This window comes from Limimaricola soesokkakensis (assembly GCF_900172345.1).
Classification (GTDB): domain Bacteria; phylum Pseudomonadota; class Alphaproteobacteria; order Rhodobacterales; family Rhodobacteraceae; genus Limimaricola; species Limimaricola soesokkakensis.
Genome location: NZ_FWFY01000004.1, coordinates 196,063 through 211,505 on the forward strand (window position 1 = coordinate 196,063; position 15,443 = coordinate 211,505).

General features: G+C 68.0%; 15 protein-coding genes and 1 pseudogene. 6 read left to right on the forward strand and 10 right to left on the reverse strand.

Annotation, left to right across the window (positions count from 1 at the left end):
• Positions 1-60: 60 nt before the first annotated feature.
• From LOS8367_RS08595 to LOS8367_RS08605, 3 genes are read left to right on the forward strand one after another with little or no spacing between them, the layout of a single operon-like run.
• Complete coding sequence (locus LOS8367_RS08595; protein WP_085896079.1) at positions 61-732, forward strand: response regulator; 672 nt, start codon at positions 61-63, stop codon at positions 730-732.
• On the forward strand, positions 725-2,083 hold the full coding sequence (locus LOS8367_RS08600) for a sensor histidine kinase (RefSeq protein WP_085896080.1): 1,359 nt from the start codon (positions 725-727) through the stop codon (positions 2,081-2,083). The genes LOS8367_RS08595 and LOS8367_RS08600 overlap by 8 nt, the downstream gene beginning before the upstream one ends.
• A complete protein-coding gene (locus LOS8367_RS08605) occupies positions 2,080-3,147 on the forward strand; it encodes an ABC transporter substrate-binding protein (RefSeq protein WP_085896081.1) in 1,068 nt (355 codons plus the stop codon). Before LOS8367_RS08600 ends, LOS8367_RS08605 begins: the two co-directional genes overlap by 4 nt.
• 3 nt (positions 3,148-3,150) lie before the next feature.
• On the opposite strand, the gene LOS8367_RS08610 is transcribed toward LOS8367_RS08605, so the two are convergent.
• The 9 genes and pseudogenes from LOS8367_RS08610 to LOS8367_RS08650 form a co-directional block, all read right to left on the reverse strand.
• Positions 3,151-3,483 (reverse strand): c-type cytochrome, encoded by a 333-nt coding sequence (locus tag LOS8367_RS08610; protein WP_207569243.1) that lies wholly within the window; start codon positions 3,481-3,483, stop codon positions 3,151-3,153.
• 257 nt (positions 3,484-3,740) lie between these two features.
• Positions 3,741-4,991, reverse strand: a pseudogene (locus tag LOS8367_RS08615) (PQQ-dependent sugar dehydrogenase); the annotation flags it as partial.
• Positions 4,992-5,082: 91 nt separating this feature from the next.
• Positions 5,083-6,075: a YeiH family protein gene (locus LOS8367_RS08620; protein WP_085896082.1), complete on the reverse strand. Its 993-nt coding sequence runs from the start codon at positions 6,073-6,075 to the stop codon at positions 5,083-5,085.
• A gap of 166 nt (positions 6,076-6,241) precedes the next feature.
• Positions 6,242-7,300 carry a TRAP transporter substrate-binding protein gene (locus LOS8367_RS08625; RefSeq protein ID WP_085896083.1) on the reverse strand — a complete coding sequence of 353 codons (1,059 nt, stop codon included), beginning with the start codon at positions 7,298-7,300 and terminating at the stop codon, positions 6,242-6,244.
• Between the two features lie 44 nt (positions 7,301-7,344).
• Positions 7,345-8,634: a TRAP transporter large permease gene (locus LOS8367_RS08630; RefSeq protein ID WP_085896084.1), complete on the reverse strand. Its 1,290-nt coding sequence runs from the start codon at positions 8,632-8,634 to the stop codon at positions 7,345-7,347.
• Entirely contained in the window at positions 8,634-9,224 is a 591-nt protein-coding gene (locus LOS8367_RS08635; RefSeq protein ID WP_085896085.1) for a TRAP transporter small permease, read from the reverse strand. The genes LOS8367_RS08630 and LOS8367_RS08635 overlap by 1 nt, the downstream gene beginning before the upstream one ends.
• Positions 9,225-9,277: 53 nt before the next feature.
• On the reverse strand, positions 9,278-9,787 hold the full coding sequence (locus LOS8367_RS08640) for a flavin reductase family protein (RefSeq protein ID WP_085896086.1): 510 nt from the start codon (positions 9,785-9,787) through the stop codon (positions 9,278-9,280).
• Entirely contained in the window at positions 9,784-10,674 is an 891-nt protein-coding gene (locus LOS8367_RS08645; RefSeq protein ID WP_085896087.1) for an aldo/keto reductase, read from the reverse strand. Before LOS8367_RS08645 ends, LOS8367_RS08640 begins: the two co-directional genes overlap by 4 nt.
• Positions 10,674-11,828, reverse strand: coding sequence for an LLM class flavin-dependent oxidoreductase (locus tag LOS8367_RS08650; RefSeq protein WP_085896088.1), 1,155 nt, complete (start codon positions 11,826-11,828; stop codon positions 10,674-10,676). The genes LOS8367_RS08645 and LOS8367_RS08650 overlap by 1 nt, the downstream gene beginning before the upstream one ends.
• Before the next feature lie 96 nt (positions 11,829-11,924).
• Here LOS8367_RS08650 and LOS8367_RS08655 point away from each other — a divergent pair, with 96 nt between their 5' ends.
• The 3 genes from LOS8367_RS08655 (at position 11,925) to LOS8367_RS08665 (ending at position 14,860) form a co-directional block, all read left to right on the forward strand.
• A complete protein-coding gene (locus LOS8367_RS08655) occupies positions 11,925-12,626 on the forward strand; it encodes a GntR family transcriptional regulator (protein WP_085896089.1) in 702 nt (233 codons plus the stop codon).
• Positions 12,627-12,636: 10 nt separating this feature from the next.
• Positions 12,637-13,770 carry a Gfo/Idh/MocA family protein gene (locus LOS8367_RS08660; protein WP_085896090.1) on the forward strand — a complete coding sequence of 378 codons (1,134 nt, stop codon included), beginning with the start codon at positions 12,637-12,639 and terminating at the stop codon, positions 13,768-13,770.
• 133 nt (positions 13,771-13,903) lie between these two features.
• Positions 13,904-14,860 (forward strand): calcium/sodium antiporter, encoded by a 957-nt coding sequence (locus LOS8367_RS08665; protein ID WP_085896091.1) that lies wholly within the window; start codon positions 13,904-13,906, stop codon positions 14,858-14,860.
• Between the two features lie 112 nt (positions 14,861-14,972).
• Here LOS8367_RS08665 and LOS8367_RS08670 read toward each other — a convergent pair whose 3' ends face one another.
• Positions 14,973-15,200 (reverse strand): WGR domain-containing protein, encoded by a 228-nt coding sequence (locus LOS8367_RS08670; RefSeq protein WP_085896092.1) that lies wholly within the window; start codon positions 15,198-15,200, stop codon positions 14,973-14,975.
• Between the last annotated feature and the right edge of the window lie 243 nt (positions 15,201-15,443).

The window sequence follows — 15,443 nt, forward strand, 5'->3', positions numbered from 1 at the left end:
CACGGCTTCGGGCTTCTTTCCGCGCCGCGACGCCCCTATGCTGGGCAGCCGGAGGAGCGCATGCGGATACTGATCGTCGAGGACACGCCGGATGTCGCCGAGGCCGCGAGCGCGAGCCTAGGGCGGGCGGGCTTTGCCTGCGACATCGCCGCGACGCTGGCAGATGCGCGCGCCTGCATCGACATCACCGGCTATGCCGCCATCGTGCTCGACCTGAACCTGCCGGACGGCTCGGGCCGCGATTTCCTGCGCGAGCGCCGCCGCGCGGGAGATCTCATCCCGGTCTTGGTGCTCACCGCGCAGTTCTCGGTCGAGGACCGAGTCGGCGCGCTCGACGAGGGTGCGGACGACTATCTCGTGAAGCCCTTCGACCTGCGCGAGCTGGAGGCCCGGCTGCGGGCGCTGATCCGGCGCGAGGCCGGGCGCGCCGAGAACCGGATCGCGCTGGCCGGGCTCGATTTCGACGCGGGCGCGCAAAGCCTGCGGGTGAACGGGGCGGCGGTGACGGCGACGCGGCGCGAACTGGCGCTCCTGAACCTGCTGATCGCCAATCGCGGCCGGATCATGCCCAAGGACCGGCTGTTCGACGGGCTGTTCGGCTTCGAGAACGCCGATGTCGGCACCAACACGATCGAACTCTACGTGGCACGGCTCCGCAAGAAACTCGCCGGGTCCGGGGTCTCCATCGAGACCCATCGCGGCCTCGGCTACCGGCTCGACCTCGATGGCTGAGACGCGGAGCTGGTCACTCAAGGCGCGGGTGGCGCTGGCGGTGGGCGCGGTCCTGGGGCTGGGCGGGATCGTGGTGCTGTCGGTGGCGCTGGCCTATGGGCGGCAGGCGGCGCGAGAGGCCTATGACCGGCTGCTTCTGGGCGCGGCCAGCGACATCGCCGCCTCGATCAGCATCCGCGACGGCGCGGCGCTGGTGGACATGCCGGCCTCGGCCTTCCAGATGCTGGCGCTCGCGCCGGAGGATCGGATCCGCTACCGCGTCACCGGCCCGGACGGCACCACGCTCACCGGGGCCGAGGACGCCCCCGCCCCACCGCGTCAGGACGGCACCGGGCCGGTATTCTACGACGGTGCACTGGGGGCCGAGCCCGGGCGCTACGTCGCCGTCACCCGCCGTTTTGCCGAGCGCAGCTTTTCGGGACCGGTGCGGGTGATCATCGGCCAGACGCTGCGGGCGCGGCAGGCGCTGGCGCGCGACATCGCCGGCGGCGCGCTCGTCGTCCTGGCGACGGCGGGGCTCGCCATCGGGCTTTTCGCTTGGCTCGCCACGCTCTCGGCGCTGCGCCCGCTGCAGCGGCTGGGCCGGGCGCTGGCCCGGCGCGATCCGGTCGATCTGACACCGATCACCCTGCCGATGCCTACCGAGATCGCGCCGATGCTGGGCGCGCTGAACGGGTTCATGGGCCGTCTCGACCGGCAGGCCGCCGCCAGTCGCAACCTGATCGGCGACGCCGCGCACCAGCTGCGCACCCCGGTCGCGGCGATCCGCGCGCAGGCGCAGGACGCGCAGGAGGAGACCGACCCGGCGCGGCGCGACCGGCTTCTGGCACGGATCCACGAACGCAGCGTCGGGCTGTCGCGGCTGCTCGACCGAATGCTCGACCGTGCCATGATCATCCATCGCAGCGACACCGCACCGCGCAATGCCATCGACCTGCGCGACGTGGCGCTCGAGATCTACGAGGCGCTGGAGGACGCGCCCGGCGGCGCCGCGATCCGGCTCGACCTGCCGCCGGGCCCGGTCGTGGTGCGCGGCGATGCGCTGTCGCTGGTCGAGGCCGGCAAGAACCTCGCCGCCAACGCGCTGGCCCATGGCCGCGCGCCGATCCGGCTCGGCGTGGCGCGCGAGGACGGCACCCTCCTGTTGTTCGTCCGCGATGGTGGCCCCGGCCCCGCGCCCGCGATCCTCGAAGGTCTGGGGGCGCGCTTTGCCTCGCATGCGCCGGGCGGTGCCGGGCTTGGCCTCGCCATCGCGCGCGAGGTGGCGCAGAGCCATGGCGGCGCGCTGCGGCTCGGCCCGCGCGAGGATGGCTTCGAAGCGGCGCTGTCGCTGCCGAGGGCGGTCGCGTGATCCGCGCCGCTCTTATCGCTTGGGCGCTAATGACCGCGCCCGTGGCCGCTCAGGAGCTGGTCCGGGATTTCGGACCGGAGAGCGCGACCGAGACGCTGCGGCTGCGCTCCACCACCGACATCGCGGTGCTGGGCCCGGTGATCGAGCGCTTTCTCGAAACCCGGCCCGGTCTGCGCGTCGCCTACGAGCAATGGGGCTCGAACGCGCTTTATGGGCTGCAAGCGTCGGATTGCGCCGCCGGGCGTGCCGGGGCCGATCTGGTGATCTCCTCGGCAGTGCACCAAATGGTGGATCTGGTGAACGAGGGCTGCGCCCGGCCGCACCGCTCGGCCATCACCGCCGCGCTGCCCGATCCGCTGGTCTGGCGCGACGAGCTGTGGGGCGTCACCCGCGAACCGGCGGTGATGGTCTACAACCGCGATCTCGTGCCGCCCGCGCAGGTGCCGCGCTCGCGCTTCGACCTGCTGGACCTGCTGCGCCCGACCGAAAGCCCGTTCCGCGGCCGCGTCGCCACCTACGACATCGAGCGTTCGGGGCTGGGCTACCTCTTTGCCTTCGCGGACTCCATGGAGGCCACCACCTTCGGCGGCCTGATGGAAAGCTTCGGCCGTTCGGGGGCCATCGCCACCTGCTGCTCGGCCGAGATCATCGACGGCGTGGCCGAGGGGCGCTACCTCGTGGCCTACAACGTGCTGGGGTCCTATGCGCTGGTCCGCGCGCGCCGCGACCCGCGTCTCGGAGTAGTGGCGCCGCTGGACTACACGCTGGTGCTGTCGCGCGCCGCGATGATCCCGAGCACCGCCGGTCAGCCCCGCGCCGCGACGCAACTCGTCGATTTCCTGCTCTCGCCCGAGGGGCGCGTGGCGCTGGAGCAGGCGCTTCTGATCGTGCGGCTCGAGGATGGCGAGAGCACGGCGCTTGATCTTGGCGGGGCGGCCGAGACCCTGCAGCGCCCCATCGCCCTCGGCCCGGCGCTGCTGATCGCGCTCGACGCGCACAAGCAGGCGCTGTTCCGGGCCCGCTGGCGCGACGCCTTTCCCGAAACGGGCGGCGCCGCGCCGTGAGGCTCACTGCAACGCGTCGGGGATCGTCGCGCTGATCTCGATGGCCGCGAAATAGGCGGCGAGATTGTCGATCTCCCCATCCTCGAGGCCTTGCGCGATCAGCGTCATCTGCTCATGCGCCCGTTCGCCGTCGCGGTAAGCACGCAACTGTGCGGCGAGGTAATCCGCCGGTTGCCCGGCGAGATTGGGCGCATCGGGTGCCATCGAAATGCCGTCGCGACCATGGCAGGCGGCGCAGGCGCCGGCCGCGGATTTTCCCGCCTGCGCGTCGCCTTGCGACATGGCGGCGATCGGTATCAGCCCGGCCACGACCGGCCCGATCAGGTATCTCGTCATCATGCTCTCCGATAGGAGCCCCGCGGCTTCGAACCGCGGGGCGGAAGGTGTCAATTGCCCGTGTCGCTTCCGGCGTCGTGCTCCATGCCTTCCATGCCTTCCATGCCTTCCTGCATCTCCTCCATGTGCTCCTGCATGTCCTCCATCTCTCCCATGCCTTCCTGCATGCCCTCCATGTTCTCGTGCATCTCGCCCTCCATCGCCGCGTTGCCCATGGAGCCACCCGACATGCCGGCCGAGCCGCCCTCGCTGCCGCTGTAGGAGATCCGGTAGATCGCCCCGGCGAAGTCATCGGAGACGAGAAGCGAGCCGTCCTTCATCACCGCCACATCGACCGGGCGGCCGAGATACTCGCCATTCTCGGTCAGCCAGCCCTCGGCGAAGACCTCCGGCTCGCCGGCCGAGCCATCTTCGTTCACCGGCGTGAACATCACTCGCGCACCGACCGGTTCGGTCCGGTTCCAAGAGCCGTGCTGGGCCGAGAAGATGCCGCCGTGATACTTCGCAGGGAAGCTGTCGGCGGCGTAGAAGGCCATACCGAGATCGGCGGCATGGGCGGTGTACTCGGCCTCGGGATTCACCACGTCGGAGGGGATTCCCTCGTCCATGTACTCATTGGTGCGGGTCGTGCCGCCGCCATACCACGGGAAGCCGAAGTTCTGGCCCGCAGCGGTGATGCGGTTGATCTCGCCCGGCGGGATGTCGTCACCCATGCCGTCGACCTGATTGTCGGTGAACCACAGCTCGCCATTGGCGGGATTGAAGTCCATGCCGACCGAGTTGCGGATGCCGCGTGCATAGACCTCGCGCCCCGAACCGTCGGTGTTCATGCGGATGATGCCGCCGATCCCCTGCTCGTTATAGAGGTCCATCTTCTCCTTGGCGGGCACGTTGAACGGCTGGCCTAGCGCGATGTAGAGCATGCCGTCGGGGCCGATGTCGCAGACCCGGGCGCCATGGTTGAAGCTCTCTTCCGCGACCGGGATCAGCTCGCCCTGCGGCACCAGTTCGGCCACCGCCACGTCGGGCGATTCATAGAAGAACTCGGCCGCCGGGAACATCAGCACCCGGTTGTGCTCGACCAGCACGAGGAAGCCGTCGGGGGTCATGCAGGGCCCGTTGGGGACGGCGAGATCAAGCGCCGGGGCGAATTCCTTGACCTCGTCGGCGACGCGGTCGCCATCGCGATCGGTCACCGCCCAGAACTTGTCCTTGCGGGTGCCGACGAAGACCACCGGCACCGAGTTGCCCAGCGCCATGTGGCGTGCGTCGGGAACGATGGCGAAGAGGTCGATCTCGAAACCGTCGGGCATCTCGATGTTCTCGAGGATGCTCTTCAGGCGTTCGGCCTTCTCGCCGGTCTGCTCGATCTGCGGGATGTCGAGCGAGGTGCCGGTGGTCCGGAACTCCCGCATCTTCTGCAGGCTATCATTGCCGCCCTGCGCGAGCGCAGATACCGGCAATGCCGCGGTCATCAGAAACGCGGCCGTCATCTGGGAAATACGCATCGTGTCCTCCCTCACTTTACGTAAGGTAAACCTAACGCCACCCAAAATTTGGTCAACAAATATTACCGCGCTTCCGGTCGTGCGAAACCGTTCAGGCGATCATGGCGATCCCCACGCCCAGCAGCACCGCGATGAAGGCGGTCTGCGCCGCGACGAGAGCGATTGCCGGGCCGCCGACATCGAGGAGTTTCTTCAGCGAGGTCTTCATCCCCACCGCCGCGATCGCGGTCAGCAGTGCCCAGCGCGACACCGCGCTCGCGGCCTCGGAGAACCAGCCCGGCAGCAGCCCGGCCGAGTTCAGCGCCGCCAGTGCCAAGAACCCCAGAACGAAGCCCGGCACCAGAGGCGGACGCTTGGCCCCCTCGGGCGCGCGGCGTCGCATGACCAGCGCGGCGCCGAGCACGATGGGCGCCAACATGGTGACGCGGATCAGCTTGACCAGCGTCGCGAGATCGCCGGTCTCTTCGGAGACCGAGTAGCCCGCCCCCACCACCTGCGCCACGTCATGGATCGTGCCGCCGAGGAACACTCCGGTCTGGCGCATGTCGAAGCCGAGCCGATCGGCGAGGATCGGATAGGCGATCATCGCCAGCGTCGAGAGCATGGTCACCGAGACCACGGTAAAGATCAGGTCGCGCTCGCCCTCCTCGCGCCGCGGCAGCACCGACGAAATGGCCATCGCTGCCGAGGCGCCGCAGATCGCCACCGCGCCGCCCGAAAGAAAGGCAAAGAGCCGGTCACGACCGAGCACCCAAGCCGCGAGGATCGAGGCGCCGATGGTGGCGAGCACGCCGCCGATGATCAGACCCACAAGCCCCAGCCCCAGCTCCTGCACCATGCCGGTGGAAATTCGTACGCCCAGAAGCGCCACGCCGATCCTGAGCAGCACGCGCGAGGAAAAGGCGATGCCGGGCGCGCTGCGCGGCTCTTCCGAGAGGAAGGCCAGCGCGATGCCCAGAAGGATCGCCATCAGCATCGCGGGCGCGCCGTAATGCTCCGACAGGAACTGCGCCGCCATCGCCACCAGAGCCGCGAGGGCCACGCCCGGGAACAGGCTCCGGGCGGTATCGGCGAGGCGGGTCATGGCGGCTCCTTCGAACATGGCGGGCGGGCATGGCGGGGGTAATGCCGGGCTTTGCCCGGGCGCGGAAAGGACGGATTTCGGAAAGGATCGATGCCCCCAGACGGGTCTGGCGGCACCGAGAAAGGCCCGGGGGCGGCCACCGCCCCCGGGCGCAGTCAGGAAGGCCTTACTTCATGTCGGCGGCGCGGACCGCCTCGAGTTCGGTCTCGGCCTCGGCCACGGCGGCGGTCAGAGCGTCGTAGATCTCCTGCCCGCCTTCGACGTTGGCGGTGAACCACTCGTAGACCGGCTGCGCCGCCTCGGCGAAGGCGGCCTTCTCCTCGGGGGTCGGCACGTAGAGATCGCCGCCACCGGCGACGAAATCTTCGTAGGCCTGGATCGACTTGCGCTTCGGCGAGGCGAAAGTGGCCTGCTGCAGCTGGTAGAAGCCGTCGACCACGACGCGCTTCATGTCGTCCGGCAGCTCCTGGAAGCGCTGGTTCGACATCCACCACAGCGCGCCCATATAGGCATGGCCGTCCAGCGTGACGTATTGCAGGCCCGCATCGGGGAACTTCATCGACATGATGTCGGTGATGCCGTTCTTGGTGCCCTCGACCACGCCGGTCTGCAGCGAGGTGAACAGCTCGGGCCACGGGATCGGCGTCGGCGAGGCGCCCAGCGCCCGCACCAACTCCTGCGGCAGGTCGGCGACAACGGTGCGGATCTTCAGCCCCTCGATGTCGGCGGGCGTGGCGATCCGGCGCTGGGTGTTGGCGAAGTTGCGCCAGCCACCGGTGTTACCGATCGTCATCAGCCGGATGCTTTCGCCCGAATCCTCGAGCGCCATGTCGCGCATGGTGCGGGTGAAACCGCCCGAGAGCACGGCCTCGGCGATACGGTCATCGGCCATCACGTAAGGCAGGTCGAGCACCTGCACATAGGGGAACAGGCCCGAGGCGCCGCCGGAGGTCGAGATGTAGATGTCGATCGAGCCGTCGGCCACGCCCTGCAGGCACTCCGCGCCGTTCGAGCACAGCTGCGTGCCCATGAAGATCTCGACCTCGATGGCGCCGTTGGAGGCCGCCTCGACGTAGTTCTTGAAAACCACGAGACCGTCGTAATCCTCGTCGTTCTCGTTCGAGTTGGCGGTGGCGCGCAGCTTGATGTCTTGTGCCATGGCGGGCAGCGCGGTCCCGGCCAGAAGCGCGGCGAGGCCGGCGGCCTTGAATGTGGTGCTGAGCATGGTGTCCTCCCTATTGCTCTCGTCGTCTTTGTTCTTGTCGTCGTTCAGTCGGCGAAGCCCGTCAGGCGCGGGATCGTCATGGAAATCTCGGGCACGAAGGTGATCAGCATGATCACCAGGATCTCGACCGCGAGGAAGGGCAGGATCGCCTTGGAGATGGTTTCGACCTTCTCGCCAGAGACCGAGGCCGCGACGAAGAGCACGAGCCCCATCGGTGGCGTCGCCAGCCCCACGGTCAGGTTCACGCACATGATGATCGCGAAATGCACCGAGTCGACGCCCAGAGAGGTGAAGACCGGCCCGAGGATCGGACCCAAGATGATGATCGCCGGGCCCGCGTCGAGGAACATGCCCACCGCGAACAGCAGCAGGTTGATCAGGAACAAGAGCAACAGCGGATTCTCGGTCAGGGTCAGGATGAAGTCGGCCAGAAGCTCGGGCGCATGGGAGAGCGAGACCACGGTCTTGAACGACATCGCCGCGCCGACCAGCAGCAGCACCACCGCCGAGGTGATGCCCGCCTTCGAAAGCACGTCCGACAACTCGGAGAATTTGAGCGTGCGCAGAACGAAGAGGCCGATGATCAGCGCGTAGGCCACGGCCACGGCGGCGGCCTCGGTCGGGGTGAACACTCCCGACAGGATGCCGCCGAGGATGATGACCGGCGTCAGCAGCGGGAAGAAGGCCTTGAGGCTCGCCTGACCGCGCTCGCCCCACGTATGGCGGCGCGAGGCGATGGGGAAGTCGTAGCGGTCGGCCATCAGCTTGACGATCAGCATCAGGCCCACACCCACGAGGATGCCCGGCACGATGCCCGCGAGGAACAGCGCGGCGACGCTCTCGCCCATGACATAGGCGTAGATGATCATGATGCCCGAGGGCGGGATGATCGGGCCGATGACCGAGGACGCGGCGGTGATCGCGGCGGCGAAGCGGCGGGTATAGCCTTGCTTCTCCATCGCCGGGATCAGCATCGAGCCCAGCGCCGAGGTGTCGGCCACCGCCGAGCCCGAAAGGCCCGCGAAGAGCATCGAGGACAGGATGTTCACATGCGCGAGGCCGCCGCGGAAATGCCCCATCAGGGCTTGGCTGAACTCGACGAGGCGCAGGGTGATGCCGCCGCGGTTCATCAGCTCGCCCGCCAGCATGAAAAACGGGATCGCCATCAGCGGAAAGCTGTCCATGCCGTTGTAAAGGTTGCGGTACAGCAGCGTGAGATCACGCTCCTGGCCGTTGAGCCAGAGCAGGATGCCCGGCGCGAACAAGAGGCCGAAGAAGACCGGCAGGCCGACCATCAGGAAGAACAGGAAGACCGGAAGGAACAGGACCAGCATTATTCGGCGCTCCCCAGAACGGGATTACGGACCATTGGCAGCCGGTCGGCGGCCCCGAAGAGCCCCATCAGGGCGCGCAGCATCAGCTCGAGATTGACGAGGATCAGCATTGCGAAGCCCACCACCAGCGAGAGCATCATCCAGCTGCGCGGAATGCGGTACCAGCTTTCGAGGGACCACGAGGTCGGCAAATAGAGCGAGGCGGTGTCGAAACGTCCGCCGAGCCCGTTCACCTCGGCCCAGCCGATTGAGAGCCCCATCACCAGCACCAACATGGAGATCGAGAGCAGGATCAGCGACAGCAGCGACGACAGCCGCACTGGCAGCGCCATCAGCAGGCTGTCGATGGCGACGAAACCGCCATGGCGCAGCGCGGTGGGGGCCATCAGCCCAGTCATCCACAGCATGCAGAAGCGCGCCGCCTCGTCGGGCCAGGGCAGCGCGTTGTTGAACACGTAGCGCATGACGACCTGCAACAGCGTCACCGCCACCATCACGGTGATGGCCACGACGCCGATCGCGCGGCCCGCGGTGCAGAGTGCCGCATTTAGCCGCCCCAGCGGCCCCAGCACGGCCAGAACTCCTCCCATTCCTCTCCCCTTCCCTTTCGGGTGGCCGCTCCTCCCCAGGATACGGCGGTGTCTCAGTCCTGCGCGATCCGCGCGGTCTTGCCCGCGTAGAAGACGAGCGGGGTGCCGTCGCGCAGTTCGCAACGATCGACCCGGCCCACGACGATCACGTGGTCGCCGCCGTCATGCGTGGCCTCGCGCGTGCAGTCGAAACGGGCCAGCGCGCCGGGGATCACCGGCACGCCGTCGGCGTTCACCTCCAGATCGTGCTCGCCCAGCTTCCAGGCGTCCTTGGAGACACCGAAGCACAGATCGGCCTGCTCGGCGGCTAGTACGTGGATCACGTAATTCGTGGCATGGGCGAAATGCCCGAAGCGGCGCGACTTGCGATCGGGCGACCACAGCACCAGCGGCGGGTCGAGCGACAGGCTCGAAAAGCTGTTGGCGGTGATCGCCACGGGACCGTCCTCGCCGGCCACCGTGACGATGGTGACGCCGGTGGCAAAGCGGCCGAAGGCATCGCGCAGGAGCCGCGTGTTCTCCGCATCCGGCACGAAGCCGGTGATCTCGGCCGCCGCGCTCATGGCACTTCGGTGCCGAGACCGGCCTCGTAGAGCAGGAACCAAGTTTCGCGGTCGATCTCCACCTTGAGCGCGTCGGAAATCTTCGCGATCCGCTCGACGTTGTTGGTGCCCAGCACCGGCAAGATGCCCGCCGGATGCGCCAGCAGGAAGGCCACCGCGACGGCGGCGCGGTCGACGCCCTGCGCCCTCGCGATGCGGTCGAGACGCTCGGCCACAGGCCCCTGCCCTCTCATCAGGTCGCCGCCGCCCAGCGGCGACCAAGCCATCAGCGGGATGTTCCGGCGCTGGTGATAGGCGAGATCGCCATTGGTGAAGGGCGCGAGCTCCTTCAGCGAGATCTCGATCTGGTTGGTGGCGAGCGGCGTGTCCATCGCCGATTCCAGCAGTTCCACGTCCCAGGGCCGGAAGTTCGAGACGCCGACGGCGCGGACCTTGCCGCTCGCCACCAGCGCGTCGAGCGCGGCGCCGGTTTCGCGGGGGTCCATCATCGGGTCGGGGCGGTGGATCAGCAGCAGGTCGAGATACTCGATGCCCATGTCGCGCAGGCTCGTCTCGACCGCCTGCTCGATATAGGCGCGCGAGGTGTCGTAATGCTTGACCGTCTTGTCGGCATGGCGACCCATCGGCGCGACGATGCCGCATTTGCTGACGATCTCGATCCGGTCACGCAGCGAAGGATCCTCCTTCAGCGCCGCGCCCAGCACCGCCTCGGCGCCGTAGCCGCCATAGATGTCGGCCTGGTCCATCGTCGTGATACCCTGCTCGAGGCAGGCGTCGATCTTGGCCCGGACATGGGCGGGCGAGGTGTCGGAATCGTCGGCGATGCGCCACATGCCATAGACGAGGCGGCTCAGCGCCACGTCGCGCGAAATCTCGATACGATCCATCAGCGTCGTTCTCCTGCGCCGAGCGGCGTCTTCGGGGTGCCCGCCGGGACGCGGCCATAGGCCTCCGGCAGCGAGCAGGTCTTGATCATCGGCAGCACGCGGGCGCCGAAATGCTTGGCCTCGTCGATATGCGGATAGCCCGACAGGATGAAGGCCCGCATGCCCATCTTCCGGTATTCCTCGAGCTTCGAATAGACTTGGTCGGTCGATCCCACCAGCGCCGCGCCGCAGCCCGAGCGGGCCCGGCCGACGCCGGTCCAGAGGTTGGGCTCGATGAAGCCCTCCATATCCGCGAGCTCGCGGTTGCGCGCTTGGTGCGACACGCCGAGCGAGGTGGCATCGAGCGCCCTTTCGCGGATCGTGCGGCCCTGCTCGTCATCGAGCTCGGAAACGAGATGCTGCGCGTATTCGCGCGCCTCGGCCTCGGTTTCGCGGACGATGACATGCACCCGCAGGCCGTAATCGAGGGTGCGGTCGTATTTCTCGGCCACCGCGTGGACGGCCCGCATCCGGTCGGCGAGATCGTCCTTCTTTTCCGGCCACATCAGGTAGACGTCGCAATGCTGGCCGCACAGCTCCAGCGCGTCGGGAGAGTAGCCGCCGAAATACAGGAGCGGGCCGCCTTCCTGATAGGGCTTGGCCGGGTCGGTGGTCAGGCCTTGGAAGTCGTAGACCTCGCCCTTGTAGTTGATCTCGTCGCGGGTCCAGGCCTGCTTGAGGATCTCCACAACCTCTCGCGACCGCTGGTAGCGGAAGCTGCTCTCGGCCTTTTCGCCCGGGAAATCCGAGGAAATGACGTTCAGCGTCAGGCGGCCTTCCAGCATGTGGTCGAGCGTGGCGACAGTGCGCGCCAGCATGATCGGCTGCATCTCGCCGCAGCGGATCGCGGCCAGCAGATTGATCTTCGAGGTGATCGGCGCGCAGCCCGCGACGAAGCTCAGCGTGTCCTGCCCGACCTGATAGGAGGACGGGCAGAGGATGTTGCGGAAGCCTTGCTCCTCGGCGGTCTTCACGATCTCCGAGCAATGCGCCCAGGACGAGCGCAGGTCGCCGTCGGGCTTGCCCAGAAGCCGGTAATCATCCGAGCAAAGCGCTGCGAACCACGACACCTCGACCGCGTCGAGATCGGGCGAGGTGATGGGGACGACGGTCATGCGGGGGCTCCTCCAAGCGTGCAATTTCAACTTGCGTAACAGTCCGGCAAATGCAAATCAATGGTGCATCAATTTTGACCGCGAGATTTTCGCCAGATGCCCGAAGCGCCCGCCGCCCTGCCGATCCACCAGCAGATCAGCGAACTTCTCGTGCGCGAGATCGCCTCCGGGCGGCTGGTCGAAGGCGAGCGGTTGCCACCCGAGCGCGACTTCGCGCAGCGTCTGGGCACTTCGGTGCGCACGCTGAGAAAGGCGCTGGCCGAGCTGTCGGAGAAGGGCATGCTGGAGCGGGTGCAGGGCTCGGGCAACTACGTGCGCCGCAATGCCCAGGCCGAAAGCGTCTATTCCATGTTCCGGCTGGAGTTGCCCGAGGGCGGCGGCCTGCCCCGCGCCGAGGTGCTCGATCTCGCGCGCATGGACAAGCCCGCCGACCTGCCCGGCTTCGGCACCGCGTCGGACGCCACGCGGATTCGCCGCCTGCGCCGTCTCAACGACACGATCATCGCGATCGAGGAGATCTGGCTCGACGGCGCGGCCGGCGCGATCGACCCCGCGAAACTCGCGGATTCGCTCTACCTCTACTACAAGACCCATCTCGGTTTCTGGATCACCCGCGCCGAGGATCGGGTCACCATCGGGGAGGTGCCGCATTGGGCGCCCTCGGCCTTCACGCTGCGCCCCGGCACGATCACCGGATACATCGAGCGGCTGAGCTGGGCGCAGGGCCCGGCGCCGGTCGAGTTCTCGCGAACATGGTTCGACACGGCGCGCGCCCATTACGTGCAACGCCTGATCTGAGGGAGGATCAATGACCACGCCCACCAATTACGGCATCATCGGCTGCGGCATGATGGGACAGGAGCACCTGCGCAACATCGCGCTGCTGCCCGGCACGCGCGTCGCAGCGATCTTCGAGCCCGACGCCGAGATGGCGATGCAGGCGCAGGCGCTCGCGCCCGAGGCGCGGCTGTGCGATTCGGTCGCCGATCTGATGGCGACCGAGGGGCTCGACTGCCTGCTGATCGCCAGCCCGAATTTCCGCCATCTCGAGCAGATGGAGGAGATCGCCCGCACCCGGCCGTTGCCGGTCCTCGTCGAGAAGCCGCTCTTCACCGACCCGGCCGAGACGGCGCGGCTCGCGGCGTTCCGCGACAGCTACCCCGCCCCGGTCTGGGTGGCGATGGAGTACCGCTACATGCCGCCCATCGCGGCCTTCCTCAAGGAGGCGCAGGCAGCCACGGGGGGCATCAAGATGCTCACCATCCGCGAGCATCGCTTCCCGTTCCTGCACAAGGTCGGCGGCTGGAACCGGTTCAACCGCTTCACCGGCGGCACCTTCGTCGAGAAGTGCTGCCACTTCTTCGACCTGATGCGGCTCACGCTTGGCGACGAGCCGGTGCGGGTCATGGCCTCGGGCAGCCAGGCGGTGAACCACCAGGACGAGAATTACGAGGGCGTGGCGCCTGACGTGCTCGACAATGGCTATGTGATCGTCGATTTCGCGCGCGGCGGTCGTGCCCTGCTGGAATTGTGCATGTTCGCCGAGGGCGCGCGCTACCAGGAAGAGGTTACGGCGGTCGGGCCGCGGGCACGGATCGACGCGCTCGTGCCGGGGCCGGGCCGGTTCTGGCCCGAGCATCTGGGCGAGCCGCCGGTGCCGCAGCTGATCATCAGCCCGCGCGAGCCCAAGGGCCCAGAGATCCGCGAGATCCCGGTCGATCCGGCGCTTTTGGAGGCGGGCGACCACAACGGCTCGACCTTCTACCAGCATGCGCGCTTCCTCGAACTGGTGCGCGGCCAGCGCGCCCGCGCCGAGGTGACGCTCGAGGATGGCTGGGCCGCCGTGGCCATGGGCATCGCCGCGCAGATGTCGATCCGCGAGGGCCGCGCCGTCTCGATGGAAGAAACGGGACTGATGCCGGCAAGGCTGCGCGCCGCCTGACGGCACGCTCGACGACACGGCGCAAAGATATTCGCGCCCCGAGGGGTCCGACCGCTTGTCGGACCCCCGCCCGCCATCCCATCTCTGCGCAAGGCCGGAACCACGGCCTCGGGATGGTGAGAAGGAATCCGACATGGGAATGTGGCTGTCGCTGGTCGCGGGCCTTGTGCTGCTGGTGCTCGGCGGCGAATTTCTGGTGCGCGGCACGGTGCGCGTCGCAGAACGGCTGGGCGTGTCGCCGCTGGTGATCGGCCTGACGCTGGTGGGCTTCGGTACTTCGACGCCCGAGCTCGTCACCTCGGTGCAGGCGGCGCTCAAGGGCGCGCCGGGCATCGCCTATGGCAACGTCGTCGGCTCCAACATCGCCAACATCCTGCTGATCATGGGCGGCGCCGCGCTGATCACCCCGATCGCCGTGGCCTCGGCCGCGCTCAAGCGCGACGGCGCGGTGATGGTGGTGGTCGCGCTGGGCTTCGCCGCGCTGGGCCTGCTGATGCCCCTGGGCGTGGCGGTGGGCGCCGCCTTCGTCACCGCGCTCGCCTTCTACATCTACATGGCGTTCCGCCAGGAGAGCCGTGGTGCCGTGCGCGAAAAGGCCGATGCGGCCCAGAGCGCCGACCCGGCGCTGGCGCCCGACGGCACCACCTCCCTGCCCGTCTCGCTCCTCACCGCGCTGGGCGGTCTCGCCCTGGTGGTCTATGGCGGCTACCTGCTGGTCGAGGGCGCGACGACTCTGGCGCGCAGCTTCGGCATCTCCGAGACGGTGATCGGTCTTACCGTGGTCGCGATCGGAACCTCGCTGCCGGAACTGGTGACGTCGGTGATGGCGGCGATCCGCAAGCAGGCCGACATGGCCTTCGGCAACATTATCGGCTCAAACATCTACAACATCCTCGGCATCGCCGGCGTCACCGCCATGGTGTCGCCCGGCAACGTGCCGAGCGAGATCCTGAGCTTCGACAACCTCGTGATGATCGCCGCCTCGCTCGCCGTCGTCGGCCTCGCCTGGACCGGGCTGCGGATTTCCCGCCGCGAGGGTGCCCTGCTGCTGGCCGGCTACGGGATCTATCTCTGGGCGCTCTGGCCCTGAGAACGGCACCGGCCGGAGGTGCGGCCGTCGCGCTCCGGCCGGACAGGGTCGACCGGTCAAGCTCGGTGGATGGAGATCGAAACCGTCCGCCTGTCAGCTACCACGGCGGCGCTCAGCGCAGCGCGTAGCCGTGGCGCAGCCGGAGCTTGAGCAGGCGTGTCGCGAGATCCTGCGCCTCGCGCACCGATCCCGAACCGGCGATGCGCGAACGCCCACGTCCGCCGATCCGGCCCCAGCGCACCACCAGCGCCGCCTGCGCGAAGAGATCCGGCTCGACGGTGATCTCGTAGAAGCGGTAGCAATTGCGCCGCGCGTCGATCTTCTCGAGATGGATCTCCATGAGGCGGTGCCCCCGAGGCTTGCGATACATCCCATAAGAAGCGCCCGCGCGCCGCAAAACAAGGGGCGGAGGATCACCTTCGCGCATGCAGGGACGGCCGGTGCCTCACCATGGCCCCGCCTTAGGGGCGAGGCCCGCCATTCCAGTAAGCCAAGCGCTTTGCCAGCGCGCTCTCCACGAGCTCAAGCGGCGGCACGATGGAAACCGCGGCTATTCTCCACGAGACGCACCCCTTCTCGCGGT

Coding starts and splice junctions, on each gene's coding strand:
- LOS8367_RS08595 (WP_085896079.1), top strand. CDS start 61: ATGCGGATACTGATCGTCGAGGACACGCCGGATGTCGCCGAGGCCGCG.
- LOS8367_RS08600 (WP_085896080.1), top strand. CDS start 725: ATGGCTGAGACGCGGAGCTGGTCACTCAAGGCGCGGGTGGCGCTGGCG.
- LOS8367_RS08610 (WP_207569243.1), bottom strand. CDS start 3,483: ATGACGAGATACCTGATCGGGCCGGTCGTGGCCGGGCTGATACCGATC.
- LOS8367_RS08620 (WP_085896082.1), bottom strand. CDS start 6,075: ATGACCCGCCTCGCCGATACCGCCCGGAGCCTGTTCCCGGGCGTGGCC.
- LOS8367_RS08625 (WP_085896083.1), bottom strand. CDS start 7,300: ATGCTCAGCACCACATTCAAGGCCGCCGGCCTCGCCGCGCTTCTGGCC.
- LOS8367_RS08630 (WP_085896084.1), bottom strand. CDS start 8,634: ATGCTGGTCCTGTTCCTTCCGGTCTTCCTGTTCTTCCTGATGGTCGGC.
- LOS8367_RS08635 (WP_085896085.1), bottom strand. CDS start 9,224: ATGGGAGGAGTTCTGGCCGTGCTGGGGCCGCTGGGGCGGCTAAATGCG.
- LOS8367_RS08640 (WP_085896086.1), bottom strand. CDS start 9,787: ATGAGCGCGGCGGCCGAGATCACCGGCTTCGTGCCGGATGCGGAGAAC.
- LOS8367_RS08645 (WP_085896087.1), bottom strand. CDS start 10,674: ATGGATCGTATCGAGATTTCGCGCGACGTGGCGCTGAGCCGCCTCGTC.
- LOS8367_RS08650 (WP_085896088.1), bottom strand. CDS start 11,828: ATGACCGTCGTCCCCATCACCTCGCCCGATCTCGACGCGGTCGAGGTG.
- LOS8367_RS08655 (WP_085896089.1), top strand. CDS start 11,925: ATGCCCGAAGCGCCCGCCGCCCTGCCGATCCACCAGCAGATCAGCGAA.
- LOS8367_RS08660 (WP_085896090.1), top strand. CDS start 12,637: ATGACCACGCCCACCAATTACGGCATCATCGGCTGCGGCATGATGGGA.
- LOS8367_RS08665 (WP_085896091.1), top strand. CDS start 13,904: ATGGGAATGTGGCTGTCGCTGGTCGCGGGCCTTGTGCTGCTGGTGCTC.
- LOS8367_RS08670 (WP_085896092.1), bottom strand. CDS start 15,200: ATGGAGATCCATCTCGAGAAGATCGACGCGCGGCGCAATTGCTACCGC.